The organism is Vagococcus entomophilus (genome assembly GCF_003987595.1).
In the GTDB taxonomy this organism is placed as follows: Bacteria; Bacillota; Bacilli; order Lactobacillales; family Vagococcaceae; genus Vagococcus_E; species Vagococcus_E entomophilus.
This window is the reverse complement of sequence record NZ_NGJZ01000002.1, coordinates 236,537-251,001: the sequence shown is the minus strand read 5'-3', so window position 1 is coordinate 251,001 and position 14,465 is coordinate 236,537. Positions and strand designations below refer to the sequence as shown.

Annotated in this window: 10 protein-coding genes and 1 other annotated feature; of the genes, 1 reads left to right on the top strand and 9 read right to left on the bottom strand. The window is 38.2% G+C overall.

What is annotated here, in order from left to right; genetic code table 11:
• Positions 1–3: 3 nt before the first annotated feature.
• The 9 genes from mreC to hisS form a co-directional block, all read right to left on the bottom strand.
• Positions 4–864, bottom strand: a complete 861-nt coding sequence (gene mreC, locus CBF30_RS07195; protein WP_126824405.1) for a rod shape-determining protein MreC — start codon at positions 862–864, stop codon at positions 4–6.
• 190 nt (positions 865–1,054) lie between these two features.
• Positions 1,055–3,643, bottom strand: coding sequence for a bifunctional acetaldehyde-CoA/alcohol dehydrogenase (gene adhE, locus CBF30_RS07190; protein ID WP_126824402.1), 2,589 nt, complete (start codon positions 3,641–3,643; stop codon positions 1,055–1,057).
• A 189-nt stretch (positions 3,644–3,832) separates the two neighbouring features.
• Positions 3,833–4,117 (bottom strand): post-transcriptional regulator, encoded by a 285-nt coding sequence (locus tag CBF30_RS07185; RefSeq protein ID WP_126824399.1) that lies wholly within the window; start codon positions 4,115–4,117, stop codon positions 3,833–3,835.
• A gap of 39 nt (positions 4,118–4,156) precedes the next feature.
• Positions 4,157–4,480, bottom strand: a complete 324-nt coding sequence (gene yajC / locus CBF30_RS07180; RefSeq protein ID WP_126824395.1) for a preprotein translocase subunit YajC — start codon at positions 4,478–4,480, stop codon at positions 4,157–4,159.
• Positions 4,481–4,550: 70 nt separating this feature from the next.
• Positions 4,551–5,696, bottom strand: coding sequence for a tRNA guanosine(34) transglycosylase Tgt (gene tgt / locus CBF30_RS07175; RefSeq protein WP_126824392.1), 1,146 nt, complete (start codon positions 5,694–5,696; stop codon positions 4,551–4,553).
• Between the two features lie 88 nt (positions 5,697–5,784).
• Positions 5,785–8,424, bottom strand: coding sequence for a calcium-translocating P-type ATPase, PMCA-type (locus CBF30_RS07170; RefSeq protein WP_126824389.1), 2,640 nt, complete (start codon positions 8,422–8,424; stop codon positions 5,785–5,787).
• Between the two features lie 206 nt (positions 8,425–8,630).
• On the bottom strand, positions 8,631–9,506 hold the full coding sequence (locus CBF30_RS07165; RefSeq protein WP_126824385.1) for a YitT family protein: 876 nt from the start codon (positions 9,504–9,506) through the stop codon (positions 8,631–8,633).
• A gap of 382 nt (positions 9,507–9,888) precedes the next feature.
• The gene (gene aspS / locus CBF30_RS07160; protein WP_126824382.1) at positions 9,889–11,658 is read right to left on the bottom strand and encodes an aspartate--tRNA ligase; all 1,770 of its coding nucleotides are present in this window, start codon (positions 11,656–11,658) and stop codon (positions 9,889–9,891) included.
• 16 nt (positions 11,659–11,674) lie between these two features.
• Entirely contained in the window at positions 11,675–12,967 is a 1,293-nt protein-coding gene (hisS, locus tag CBF30_RS07155; protein WP_126824380.1) for a histidine--tRNA ligase, read from the bottom strand.
• Positions 12,968–13,013: 46 nt separating this feature from the next.
• Positions 13,014–13,221 (bottom strand) — a binding site (T-box leader).
• Between the two features lie 134 nt (positions 13,222–13,355).
• On the opposite strand from hisS, the gene CBF30_RS07150 reads away from it, so the two are divergent.
• Complete coding sequence (locus tag CBF30_RS07150) at positions 13,356–14,435, top strand: N-acetylmuramoyl-L-alanine amidase family protein (protein ID WP_126824375.1); 1,080 nt, start codon at positions 13,356–13,358, stop codon at positions 14,433–14,435.
• The last annotated feature ends 30 nt before the right edge of the window (positions 14,436–14,465 follow it).

The window sequence follows — 14,465 nt, the reverse complement described above, 5'->3', positions numbered from 1 at the left end:
TTTTTAATCACTTCCTGCCAATCGTTTAATTACTGTTACCGCCGAAAAATCATACATGGATGCTGAAGGTTTGACATAAACTTGCTTATCTAAACCAAAACTATTCACTTTCACTTTTGTCACTTTTCCAATTAGTAATCCTTTTGGAGAGTTGCCGCCTAGGCCAGAAGTTGTCACGGTATCGCCTACTTTGACATTTTCACTTCCAGTTAATTGCGTCACAACAAACGCCTCTTCTTTAGAGTCATAGCTTTCTAGCAAGCCGTATGACATTTGCCCGCTCTGAGTCGCGACCATTGCTGGAAAGTGATTTGAATTTTGATTTGACGATGTCAGTAATTCTACTTTTGATGTCATTTTATTTGCTGAAAGAACCCGTCCAATTAGTCCTTTGCTTCCCATTACAGGCATATTAGGTTTGACGCCATCATTTGTCCCTTTATTAATAATAATAATATTTTGCCAACTATCGGGTGAACGATTAATAACACTAGCCGATACTTTTTCATAATTAGATAATGTTGCATTCAGTTCTAGCTGTTGCTTTAACTGTTCATTCTCGGCCTTATAATTTTTATTTTCACTTTGTAAAGCTTCCATCTCATCAATTTTCTTTTTTAATCGATCATTTTCTTGGTAAGTTGTAAATAGATTATTAATAGAAGAGACACTCCCTTCTACAAATTTAAGTGGGATGGACAGCCCTTTATCTACCATACCAATGATGTCATTTGTAAAAGACTGGATTAATCCTTCTTTTTTACTACTGTTCCTTTGAAATAAAGTCATACTTACTAAAAAAACGATAAGAATGGTAATAATTAATGCAATAATAATGTTTTTATTAGAGTTCGATTTCTTCACAAATGCCACCTCAAGTTTATTTCTCTTCCTTTTAAGACTCACCTTTTATTCTAACATTATACATGGACTTTTTCTATACGTCTTTTTATTTGACAGAAAGATTCAAAAAAATTTAAGATTTTAAAAAAATAAAATTAAAAAAAGACTTGGGATAAGTTTTCGCTTATATCCCAAGTCTTTGGTTAGCTTTTTAGTTTCCTTGATAGGCAGCTATAATGATTTGTTTTAATTCACTAATCAGTGGCTCTTTTGGATTTGCTGTTGTACATTGATCCTCATAGGCTAATTCTGCCATGTGATCTACTGTGCTTTCTAATACCTCAGGAGTTACTCCTTGGTCTTTTAGATTCATTTGAATGCCCACTCTTTTGCCTAAATCAGAAACAGCCTCAGCTAAAGAAGCGACTAGCTCTTCTGTATTTTTTCCTTTTAGTCCCAAGAATCGAGCAATTTCTGCATAGTCAGTATCTGCGCGGAAATAATCATACTTAGGGAACATGGCGTGTTTAGAAGGATCTTTTGCATTATATTTTATGATGTGAGGCAATAGGATGGCATTGGTACGACCATGTGGAATGCCATATTCTCCCCCTATCTTGTGTGCAATAGAATGACAAATTCCTAAAAAGGCATTTGCAAATGCCATTCCAGCTAAAGTAGAAGCATTATGCATTTTTTCACGATTTTCTAATGATGGATTGTTGACGGAATCTTCCAGGTATTCAAAGACCAATTTGATGGCCTGTAAGCTCAATCCTCGTGTATAGTCAGATGCCATCACTGATACGTAGGACTCAATGGCATGCGTTAGCACATCCATCCCTGTATCTGCAGTTACTGATTTGGGTACAGATAACACAAATTGCGGATCAATAATTGCCACATCTGGTGTCAATGCGTAATCAGCTAAGGGATATTTAACATGCGTTTCGCTATCCGTAATCACCGCAAAAGGCGTTACTTCCGAACCTGTTCCAGAAGTTGTCGGAATGCAGACAAAATTAGTTTGGTCTAATGACGGAATTTTGTAGGTACGTTTCCGGATATCTAAGAATTTTTGTTTTGCCCCGAAAAATTCTGTATCTGGTTTTTCATAAAATAACCACATTCCTTTGGCCGCATCCATTGCCGATCCACCTCCTAAAGCAATGATGGTGTCTGGCTTAAAGTTAATCATGGCTTCTGTGCCCGCATAGACTGTATCTGTTGATGGGTTAGGCTCGACATTGGAGAATACTTCAATTTGAACTGGATCTTTACGCTTACGCAATTCTGCCATAACTTTTTCAGCATAGCCAAATTGAACCATTCCTGGATCACATACTAAGAAAACACGTTCGATCTTTTCCATTTTTTGTAAGTATTGTAGAGAATTTTTTTCAAAATAAATTTTTGGCGGTAATTTAAACCATTGCATATTATTTCTCCGTTTCGCTACAGTTTTAATATTGATCAAATTTACAGCTGAAACATTTTTCGAAACTGAATTTTTTCCATATGAACCACAACCAAGGGTTAATGAAGGAATCATTTCATTATAAATATTGCCAATTCCTCCTTCGGCTGCTGGGGTATTTACAAGGATGCGGCAAGCTTTCATCCGTAAACCAAACAAGCTTTGTAATTCTTCGTTTTCAGAGTGAATTACCGCAGTATGTCCTAGTCCACCCAAATCAAGCATTGCTTCACACATCTCTAGCGCATGTTCGGTATTTTTTGCTTTCATCATAGCTAGCACTGGCGAAAGTTTCTCACGTGATAGGGGATAATTGGTACCGGCACCTTCGATTTCTGCAATTAAAATTTTAGTCCCTTCTGGAACTGTAATTCCTGCCATTTCTGCAATTTCATGCGCAGGATGGCCGACTATTGTGGGATTCACAGCTGTTTTCGCTTCATTCATAACCACATTTTCTAATTGTTTTAATTCATTAGCTTTTACAAAATATACTTGATGTGCTTGAAACTCTTTCTTTACCGAAGCATAAACCGCTTGATCCACAATCACTGCTTGCTCAGAAGCACAAATCATTCCATTGTCAAATGATTTAGAAATAATCAAATCATTGACTGCACGTTTAATCTTAGCTGTTTTTTCAATATAGGCCGGAGTGTTACCCGGACCTACCCCAAGAGCTGGTTTCCCAGTTGAGTATGCTGCCTTCACCATTGCAGATCCGCCTGTTGCAAGAACAATCGCAATCCCTGGATGATTCATAAGTGCATTTGTTGCTTCAATTGCAGGCTCTTCTATCCATTGGATACAATGCTTGGGTGCCCCCGCTTTTATTGCGGCATCAAGCACTACTTTCGCTGCCTGTACGGAGCATTTTTGAGCGCTGGGATGAAAAGCAAATACAATAGGGTTTCTTGTCTTCAACGCAATCATCGCCTTAAATATCGTTGTTGAAGTAGGATTAGTCGTTGGTACAATCCCGCATACAACACCTACAGGGTCTGCAATTTCCATCAAGCCAGTCTGATCATCTTCGCTGATAATCCCCACAGTTTTATCATGTTTGATGCTGTGCCAAATGTACTCTGAAGCATACATATTTTTGATGCACTTATCTTCATAAATCCCACGACCCGTTTCTTCAACTGCTAATTTAGCAAGCGGCATATGTTGATCTAACGCAGCCATTGCCATTTGGTGAACAATATGATCTACTTGTTCCTGTGTGAAGTTTTTCATTTTATCTAATGATTCATTTGCTTGAATTGCTAATTGATTAATTTTCTTTTCCACTACACTAGTCTTTTCAAGTGTTTTTTTCATAAAACCGCCTCCAATAATATTGTTAACTTTTTCACATACTCATTTTACAATACCCTAGTTTATTTGTAAATAGTTTTTTGTGATTTTTTTCACTTTCTCCCATAAAGACTATTCCTATAAGGTTCTACACATAAAAAGGGGACAAAACTCAATGAGTTCTGTCCCCTTTTATAAAATGGAGCCTATTCTTTAAAATAAATCTTCAATATTTTTCCAATCAAAATGACGACTATCTTCAACTTGTGCTTTGATTTGTTGATAATCAAAAAAATCATTTGCTGTCATATGTAAAATTTGTTGTTTCTTATCTAAAAACCTAGTTGGCTTTTCACGTTTCCATAAAAAACACGTCACATACTCCCACAAAGCTTCTTTTGTGATTGTGGTGTAGCCTGCTTTTAAAAACTCACGATATTTTCTTCTGATGCACCATCCAAGTAGTACGATTTCTGTTTTCGTTGCTTTTCCAGGCATAACTTTCACACTTCCATCTTGATTTTGAAATGCAGCATGTTATTCTTTTTCTTCTACTGTCTCATTTACTTCTGTCGTAGTGGTCGTTTCTTGCTCCACTGTTGGAACTTCTACACTTGGTTCTACTGTTGCGATTGCACTGCGATTAAACTCCAAATAAATCCCTTCACAATCTAAAGTCACTGTTTTTTTCTCTTCGTTTATCTCAGAGATAACCCCGTGTAATCCGCCGATAGTGACCACTTTGCTGCCCACTTTGGCATTGCTTAGAAGCTCTTGTCGTTTTTGCTGTTGTTTTTTCTGTGTGCGTGTCATAAAGAAAAGCATGACTGCCATTGCACCAATCAAAATAATAAATTGCATATTTCATCCACCTTTTTTCTTTTTACTTTACCAAAAAAAGTCCCCACTTACCACTTTCACTCTTATTTATTTAGAATTTCTTTGCATTCTTTTGATTAAATCCATATTCTTCAAAAAATGCTTCCCGAAATTCTAATAAATTGTCATCCATAATCGCTTGTCGAACTTGCTTCATCACATTTAACAAGAAGTATAAATTGTGATACGAAGTTAATCTTATCCCAAAGGTTTCATCACACTTAATTAAGTGGCGTATATACGCTCTGGAGTAATTGCGACAAGTATAACAGTCACATTTTTCATCAATTGGTCTAAAATCACGCGCATATTGTGCGTTTTTAACAACCAAACGCCCTTGACTCGTCATACAAGTTCCATTACGAGCAATTCTAGTTGGTAAAACACAGTCAAACATATCAATACCACGGATCACACCGTCAATCAAAGAATCTGGAGTACCAACCCCCATCAAGTAACGCGGCTTGTTTTCAGGAATGAACGGTGTCGTATATTCAAGCATTTCATTCATTTCTTCTTTCGTTTCACCTACTGATAATCCACCAATAGAGTAACCTGGGAAGTCCATGCTGACCAAATCCTTAGCACTTTGCTCTCTCAGGTCTTTAAAACCTGCTCCTTGAATAATGCCAAACAGTCCTTGACTATCAGGATTTGCATGTGCTTTTAAGCCTCTTTCTGCCCATCTAGAAGTTCGTTCAATCGATTTTTTCACATAGTCGTGTGACTCATAAAATGGCGCGCACTCATCAAAACTCATCATGATATCCGAACCAAGTTTGTTTTGAATGTCAATTGCCTTTTCAGGAGACAAAAACATTTTTGATCCATTTAAATGATTTCTAAAATGAACACCTTCTTCTTTGATGTCACGGATGTCACTTAAGGACCACACTTGAAAACCACCAGAATCAGTCAAAATTCCTTGGTCCCAATTCATAAATTTATGCAGTCCACCTGCCTCAGAAACCAAGTCTTCCCCTGGTCGCAACCACAGATGATAGGTATTGCTGAGAATAATCCCTGCCCCCATCTCTTTTAGTTCTTCTGGCGCCATAGTTTTCACTGTTGCAAGTGTCCCTACAGGCATAAACATTGGGGTTGGAAAGGTACCATGTGGGGTAATAATTTCGCCCAAACGAGCGCCTGTGTGTTTTTCTTTTTTTATCAATCGATAACGAATGGCTGGTTCCGTCATTCATTTTTACCTACTTTCATTCAGATTCTTTTCATACTGTACAATGATAACTCCGAATAATGTTTAACGCAAGCGTGTTCTGCCTGATTTAATCTTCTGTTTCCGTATCCGAATAGTGAAATTTGACTAGTTCTGTCGCTAAAACCGGCAGCAAAGAGAAACTGATGATAATCCGCCAATGATTCATACTAAGCGGTACAACTGAAAAAATAGTTTGAAGTGGTGGCAATAATGCGACCATCGTCATGATAAAGATGGCTAAAACAGCCATTTCTACTAGTTGCTTATTGGACGATAGACTCACTTTAAAGATTGATTGGCTACTTCTGCAGTTGAAAATATGAACGATTGAAGAATAACCAAGAATCAAGAATGCCATCGTCTGCCCTACCTCGTGACTTGCGCCAACCGTTGTAGAGACACCATCCACAAATGAACCGAGGTAGTAGCCAGTCAATGTTACAATCGTAAACAATATGCTATTAAATAAAATCCATTTCCACAACCCATCACCAAAAATACTTTGATTTTTGGCGATTGGTTTTTCTTTCATCGCCCCTTCTTCTGCCTTTTCACGACTGAGTGCAAACCCTGGTAATCCATCTGCTACTACGTTGACGAAAAGAAGCTGTAACGCGATAACCGGTGCCCCCCATCCAAGTAACATGGCAATTAATACAACAAAAATTTCAGAAATATTACAGCTTAACAAGAAATTAACTGCTTTACGAATATTTTTATATACGGTTCTTCCTTCTGCTACAGCATCCACAATAGTAGCAAAATTGTCATCCGTCAACACAATATCTGCTGCACTTTTTGCGACATCAGTTCCGGCAATTCCCATTGCACAGCCTACATCACTTGCTTTTAAAGCTGGTGCGTCATTGACACCGTCTCCTGTCATCGCAACAACTGCGCCAGTTTTTTGCCAAGCTTTTACAATTCTTATCTTATCTTCTGGTGTTACTCTCGCATATACTGAATATTCTTTCACACGCTTTGTTAGTTCTTCATCAGTAATTTGATGCAATTCCGCCCCTGACATTGCTTCTTTTGCATGCGTCAGAATTCCAAGCTCCTTCGCAATGGCACTTGCAGTAACTACATGATCCCCAGTAATCATGACTGTTTTGATTCCTGCTCTTTTGGCTCTTGCAATTGCCCCTTTACTCTCTGGTCTAGGCGGATCAATCATGCCAATTAATCCCATCAAATTCATTTCATTTTCTAAATATTCCGAAGTAAAAGCGCTTGGCTTCTCTTCAAAAATTCTAAATCCTACTGCAATAACCCTCAATGCTTTTTTTCCAAAACGGTCATTCACCACCGTTGCTTGCTCCAAATCACCAAAACGGAATTTTGGTAACATCACATCAAATGCGCCTTTTGTAATCGAAATATATTTTTTCCCCATCTTGTGTACTGTCGTCATCACTTTTCTGCTAGAGTCAAACGGCAATTCAGCAACTCTTGGATATTTTTCTTCTATTTCTTTTTTTGTATGATAATTATTCTCTACCGCTGATACAATTGCGACTTCTGTTGGATTTCCTACGACTTGTTGTGAGTCCTCTTCGACTTGCTCCACTTTGGCATTGGAACACAAGGCAGCCATTTTGAGTACTTCCATCGCCTCATCCGTCATTGCCTCTTCGACATCTACCACTGTGTCTCCACGAAACCATACTCGACGTACTTGCATTTTATTTTGAGTCAACGTCCCCGTTTTATCAGAACAAATAACATTTGCAGTTCCTAGCGTTTCAACCGCCGGAAGCTTGCGGATAATCGCATGCTTTTTCACCATTTTTTGAACCCCAAATGAGAGCGTCAGGGTTACAATGACCATCAAGGTTTCTGGAACTGCTGCAACCGCTAAAGATACTGCAGTCATAAACATTTCGAGTAAGGGTTCATTTTGATAGACTCCAATAATAAATACAATGGCTGCCGCAATTAGTGCCAACAGACTCACTCTTTTCCCTAAGGAGTCTAAACGATTTTGTAAAGGTGTCTTCTTAGAACCTTCTTGGTTTAGGAGCTTTGCGATTTTCCCCATCTCTGTTTTCATCCCAATCGCCGTCACAATGGCTCTGCCACGCCCATTTGCAACTAAACAGCCAGAAAACACCATATTCTGCTGGTCGCCTAGGGATAACTCTTCATCTGTAGTAAACTCTGCATGCTTTTCTACGGCTTCACTTTCACCAGTTAGTGCAGATTCTTCCACACGAAGCTGAATTGATTCTAATACTCTTGCATCCGCAGGTATCACACCGCCAGCTTCTAACAAAATCACATCTCCTACCACTAACTCTTCTGAGGGAATCATTTGCTCTTGCCCTTCACGCAATACCTTAGTGGTTTGTTGATTCATACTTTGTAAAGCCGCTAGCGATTTCTCTGCATTATTTTCTTGCACCAACGCTAATACTGCATTAATAATGACAATCGCAATAATCATCATTCCTTCTACATAGTCACCATGATCAGTAGTGATGGCCATATAGAAAGAAATAATTGCTGCAACCATCAAAATGATGGTTGTCACGTCCGTTAAATGATGGATAAACTTTTTAAAAATCGATTCTTTTTTAGCTTCATCAAACCGATTCATTCCTTCTTGCTTCTGCTTTTTTTGAACCTCTTCTAAATTCAAACCGCTTTCAATGTTTATTTTTAAACGGGCTATGACTGCTCCCACTTTTTCTTGATAAATCTTCATGCAATTCCCCCTAATTTTTTATGTTACTTTAACTATATCATTAAAAACATCCGAATTTCAATTTTTATGCTAACTAAAAATACGTAAACAACCTCTCAAGCTTCCACCATTATTGTCGTAACCGTGCTTTTTGAGCACAAAAAAACTTAGCATCATGCACAAGGCACTACACTAAGTTTTTACTTTTATCATATTAGTCGTGAATCTTACATTCCCGGATCATAGAAGTTACCCAAAATTTTAACATTATCTGAAATACTCACAAAGGCTTCTTTATCAGAAGCTTTCATCGCATCCTCTAAATCATGCATTTCATACCGAGTAATAACCGTGAGCAAGACCGTTTGCCCATCATGAGAAAATGCCCCTTCTGCTCCGTGTATAATGGTAATCCCTCTTCTTAAGCGATCTTGCACGCAAGAAACAACTTCTTCTGGCTTTTTCGTGATAATCATCACTTGCATTTTTTGTTGTTTTGTATAGACAACATCGGTAACTTTCCCACTAATAAAAATGGACAATGCGCTATAAAATGCATATTTCCAGCCAAACAAAAGAGCTGCCGCAAAGATAATGAACGCATTAAACAATATAGCAATCGAACCAATACTCTTACCAGTTGCTCTTCTGATTGTAATAGAAATAATATCTAACCCACCAGATGAAATCCCGCTTCTAAGTGCAAAGCCTGTCCCTAATCCATTAATCGCACCACCAAAAATCGCGCAAATGATGGGGTCTGGTGTCAAAACCGTTTCTGGAACAATTTGCATAAAAATCGAAGCGAGCGTTACCGAAATGATGGTAAAAACGGTAAATTTTTTGCTGATTTTTTTCCAGGCAAGACAAAACATCGGTACATTTAACACAAATAAGATAGCAGAAACCGGAACCGTAAAGAGACTTGTTTTACTAATCAATGTACTTAAAATTTGGGCGAGCCCTGTTAGCCCACTTGAATAAATATGGCCTGGCTGCCAAAAAAAGTTGAGCGCAATAGAGGCCAGCACTGCATAACACACTGAAACAGATAACTTTGTCGTATATTCATTTTTAGGAATCGCTCCTAAAATATTCTTCATTTCATTTCCCCACTTTTATCTTCATCCGCTTCAATCAGAATAAACGAAACTTTTCAACTATTCCTTTGGGCGTGTAAGCAAATTTTATCACTTTTCACAAATAAATCCAGATATTTATGATTTTTATTATAATTTTGTCACAAAAAAGTCATCTTCTCGGTCTATTATATAGACATACCAACAAAACAACCCAAAAAACACTTTTTCATTTTTACTCCTTTCAACAGGATGCTACTCGTTAGCATCCTGTTTTTTAATTTAAAAAAACTACAAGGCAGTAAACATGACGTCTTGCCTTATAGCTCGTAAATTCTATATGTGGAAACCAACAGAAATGACTGCTTTTTTAGTTAAATCCTTTGCAGTCACTCTTCAAAAAATTCTATTCTTCTACTGCTGTGACATCTAAGTTTAATTCAAACAATTGCAACGGTGCTACTGTACTTGGGGCTTCGGTCATTGGATCTGAAGCTTTCCCATTTTTAGGAAAAGCGATAACTTCACGAATATTATCTTTGCCCGCTAATAGCATCACTAAGCGATCCAATCCAAGCGCAATCCCTCCATGTGGTGGAAATCCATAGTCCAAAGCATCTAATAAAAAGCCAAATTGCTCTTGTGCAGATTCTTTAGTAAAACCAAGTGTTGCAAACATTTGCTCTTGTACCTTGCGCTCATGGATTCTCAGCGATCCTCCACCAACTTCATAACCATTTAGCACAATATCATACGCCTCGGCATAAACTTTTTCAGGTGCTGTTTCAAGCAAAGGAACATCATTCGCTTTGGGCATCGTAAATGGATGATGGGCTGAAACATAACGCTTGGCTTCTTCATCGTATTCAAGCAATGGCCAATCCACTACCCACAAGAAATTAAACTTAGATTCATCAATCAAACCTAACTCTTTTCCTAGACGATTACGAAGTGCCCCCAATGCATCTGCTACCACTTCTTTTTTATCCGCACAAAACATCAAAATATCTCCAACTTCTGCTTTTGTTGCCTGAATAAGCTCTGTTTCAACTTCTGTTAGGAATTTAGCGATTGGGCCTTTTAAGCCATCTGCTTCGACTTTCAGCCAAGCTAACCCTTTTGCTCCGTACTGTCCCACAAATTTTCCAAGCATATCCATATCCTTACGTGAATACTTGTCTGCTGCACCTTTGGCATTTAAAGCTTTCACTTGTCCACCATTTTCAAGTGCCATTTTAAACACTTTGAAATCAACATCTTTCACTACATCTTCAAGATCAATCAATTCCATATCAAAACGTGTATCTGGCTTATCGCTACCAAAACGGCTCATTGCTTCATCATACGAAATACGTGGGAATGGCAAGGAAAGCTCTAATCCCTTGGTCTCTTTCATAACTTTTGCCAACATTTGTTCTGTATATGTTTGAATTTCTTCTGGCGTCAAGAAAGTTGTCTCGATATCGACTTGAGTAAACTCAGGCTGACGGTCCCCTCTTAAATCTTCATCACGGAAGCAACGAACAATTTGATAATATCTATCAAACCCAGCACCCATGAGCAATTGTTTGATAATTTGTGGAGACTGCGGTAAAGCATAAAAATGGCCTGCGTGCACACGTGATGGCACCAAATAATCTCTTGCCCCTTCTGGTGTAGACTTAGCCAAATAAGGAGTTTCGACATCCATGAAGTCATGCTCATCTAGATAATGGCGGATTGTCTTAGTCACTTGATGGCGCAATTTAAAATTCGCAAGCATTTCTGGTCTACGTAAATCTAGGTAGCGGTATTTCATACGTAAATCGTCATTAACATTATTCTCATCTTCAATTAAAAATGGAGGAGTTTTCGCTTTGTTCAAAATTGTAATAGCAGTGGCCATCACTTCAAATTCTCCTGTCTTAATTTTCGGATTGATGGCTTCATCATCACGAAATACTACCTCTCCAGTGATTTCAATCACATATTCACTTCGACACTGATCCGCAATTTCCCAAGCTTCTTTTGAACGTTCTGGGTTAAACACTACTTGCACAAAGCCTTCTCTATCTCTTAAATCAATAAAAATAACCCCACCTAAGTCCCGACGCTTTTGTACCCAACCTTTTAATGTTACTGTTTTTCCGAGTGTTTCTTTCGCTACAGCTCCACAGTAAAGACTTCTTTTTGTCATCATACTTCCTCCTCTTTTATTCACTCACAAGCTTGTCATAGACTTGGTCGAACTTTTCGTAAACATCTTCCAAGTGGAGCGTTTCTTCTTTTCCAGTCTGCATTACTTTGATATTTGCGGTTTTCGTTTCCAACTCAGCCGTTCCCAAAGTTAAGACTAAACGCGCATTTTCCTTATTGGCAGATTTGAACTGCGCTTTGGCTTTACGATTCATAAAGTCTCGATCCGCAGAAAAACCAAATGAACGAATACTTTGAACAAGTTTTAAAGTTTCGACATTCGTTTCTTCTCCAAGCCCGACCACATAGACATCAATTGTATTTGGCACAGGAATCTCAATATTTTCTGCTTCCAAGGTAATCAGCAAGCGTTCCAGGCCCATCCCAAAACCAAAAGCCGGCGTTTCTGGACCGCCAAGTTCTTCTATCAAATGATCATACCGACCACCCGCACAAATAGTTGTGATTGCGCCACCAAAACCAGGAGCATTGCTCATGATTTCGAAGATTGTGTCATTGTAATAATCCAATCCTCGCACCATTGTGTGATCGATTGTATAGTCAATAGTTAACTCTTCCAACATTTGGCAAACCGTATCAAAATGTTGTTGTGACTCTTCATTTAGGTAGTCTAAAATAGAAGGTGCCGTTTCAACAAAAGGTTGATCTGCTTTTTCTTTACTATCCAATACCCGAAGTGGATTTTTGTGCAGACGAATTTGAGATTCTCGACTCAACTCGTCAAAATGAGGTTCCAAATGATCAATCAATGCTTGACGGTACGCTGCACGACTCTCTTTGTCACCTAGAGAATTAATCACAAGTTTGATGTGTTTAATTCCTAATTGTTCATAAAAAGCCATTGCCATTGCCATCGTTTCCACATCTGTCGCTGGATTTTTACTACCAAATACTTCTGCACCTAGTTGATGGAACTGTCTCATTCTCCCTGCTTGTGGACGTTCATATCGAAACATCGGCTCCATGTAATACGTTTTATATGGTTTGGAAAACTCTGGTCCAAACAATTTATTTTCCACAAATGCACGCGCAATAGGCGCTGTTCCTTCTGGACGCAAAGTCAAGTGGCGATTTCCTTTATCATAAAACTCATACATTTCTTTTGAAACAATATCGGTCGTATCCCCTACACTTCTTGAAATAACTTCGTGATGTTCAAAAATTGGTGTTCGGATTTCATCAAATTGGTAATCATGAAACAATAAACGCGCTGTTTCTTCGACAAATTGCCATTTATTTGAGACACCAGGTAGTATATCCGCAGTCCCTTTTGGTCTTTGATAGCTCATGTTCGTTCTCTCCTTTTTAATAAAATAAAAAAAGCCCTTGTTAAAAAACAAGGACGTAATATTTTTACGTGGTACCACCTAAAATTGGAAGAGACTCTCTTCCCACTCAATACGATTAACGCTCGTAACGAAATAGCTTTTCACTATTCATCTCCAGAGTGTCTTTCGTGCTTTACTTTTTAAATTGGTTTCAGCCTGTGCCAATTTTCTCTAATAAAAAAATAAATCACTACTCGCTCTTTCCCTGATTTTCACTTATATTATCTATAAAACTACTAGAAAGCTGAAAAAAAGTCAAGAATAATTATAGGTTCTAGGTAAAAATCTATTTTATTTTCAAAATTTTGGTATAATATGAATAAAAGTTACGATTAAGAGAGGAAAAAACGTGAAACAAAGCAGAAAACAGAAAAATTTTATGCAATTATTGATTTTAAATTTAATCATTATTTTGACCATTATTGCGTGTTTTATCTATTTAGGTCGCTACAAAGTTGTTGTCGTCGACAATATCGCAATTAATATTCGGTCAGGTCCTGGGGTTTCTTATGATGTACAAACACAAGCTAAAAAAGGAGACCACTTGACGGTTCTTTCCAAGAAAAATCAATGGTACAATGTTCGCTTGTCGGATAATTCTACTGGTTGGGTTGCGAGTTGGCTCGTAGAACAAGGAAATGCAAACTCCTCAACAAATGTTGACGCTACTGTAAATACAAATGGAACAAAGCTAAGAGAAAGTGGGTCTACTGATAGTCAAGTGCTCGCCACCTTAAAAAATGGGCAAAAAGTAACTGTAACTTTGGAACAAAACGGCTGGGCCCAAGTAGAAGTTGGTAAAAAAGAAGGATGGATCAATGCTAGTTTGTTAGATGTGACATCTAAAACTGGAACAAATACCGCCACTACAACCAAAGGTGCCACCTCTATCGCTGAGGCGACCATTGTTCTTGATCCTGGGCATGGTGGAGCTGACCCTGGTGCTGAAAGCACCGACGGGAAACTCTTTGAAAAGAATATGACTCTTAGTACCGTAAAAATTGTCAAAGAAAAACTGGAAAAACTAGGGGCCAATGTAGTTCTGACACGTAGTTCTGACACGTTTGTTTCTCTTTCAAATATTGCCGAAATCAGCAATAATGCAAAAGCCGATGCCTTTATTAGCTTCCACTTTGATTCGTCTGAAAATGCAAATGAAGCAAGTGGAACGACCACTTATTATTACAATGATGCAAATAAAAACTTAGCCGCGGATGTTAATAAATACCTAGCCGCGAATCTGCCACTACAAAATCGTGGCTACGAATTTGCAGATTACCAAGTCTTACGAGAAAATAAACGTCCTGCTTTACTGCTGGAGCTCGGATACATGAACAATGATTCGGATGTCGCAAGTATTAAAACCAAAGCGTATCAGAAGAAAATTGCTACCGCAGTCGTTGCAGGACTAAAAGATTATTTCAAATAAAAAAAGGTGCCCGATTGGGCACCTTTTTTA

What these genes read in the sequence shown, in the direction of transcription:
- CBF30_RS07165 (WP_126824385.1), bottom strand. Translation starts at nt 9,506, where the DNA reads ATGAAGAATATTTTAGGAGCGATTCCTAAAAATGAATATACGACAAAG.
- adhE (WP_126824402.1), bottom strand. Translation starts at nt 3,643, where the DNA reads ATGAAAAAAACACTTGAAAAGACTAGTGTAGTGGAAAAGAAAATTAAT.
- yajC (WP_126824395.1), bottom strand. Translation starts at nt 4,480, where the DNA reads ATGCAATTTATTATTTTGATTGGTGCAATGGCAGTCATGCTTTTCTTT.
- aspS (WP_126824382.1), bottom strand. Translation starts at nt 11,658, where the DNA reads ATGACAAAAAGAAGTCTTTACTGTGGAGCTGTAGCGAAAGAAACACTC.
- CBF30_RS07185 (WP_126824399.1), bottom strand. Translation starts at nt 4,117, where the DNA reads ATGCCTGGAAAAGCAACGAAAACAGAAATCGTACTACTTGGATGGTGC.
- CBF30_RS07170 (WP_126824389.1), bottom strand. Translation starts at nt 8,424, where the DNA reads ATGAAGATTTATCAAGAAAAAGTGGGAGCAGTCATAGCCCGTTTAAAA.
- hisS (WP_126824380.1), bottom strand. Translation starts at nt 12,967, where the DNA reads ATGAGCTATCAAAGACCAAAAGGGACTGCGGATATACTACCTGGTGTC.
- tgt (WP_126824392.1), bottom strand. Translation starts at nt 5,696, where the DNA reads ATGACGGAACCAGCCATTCGTTATCGATTGATAAAAAAAGAAAAACAC.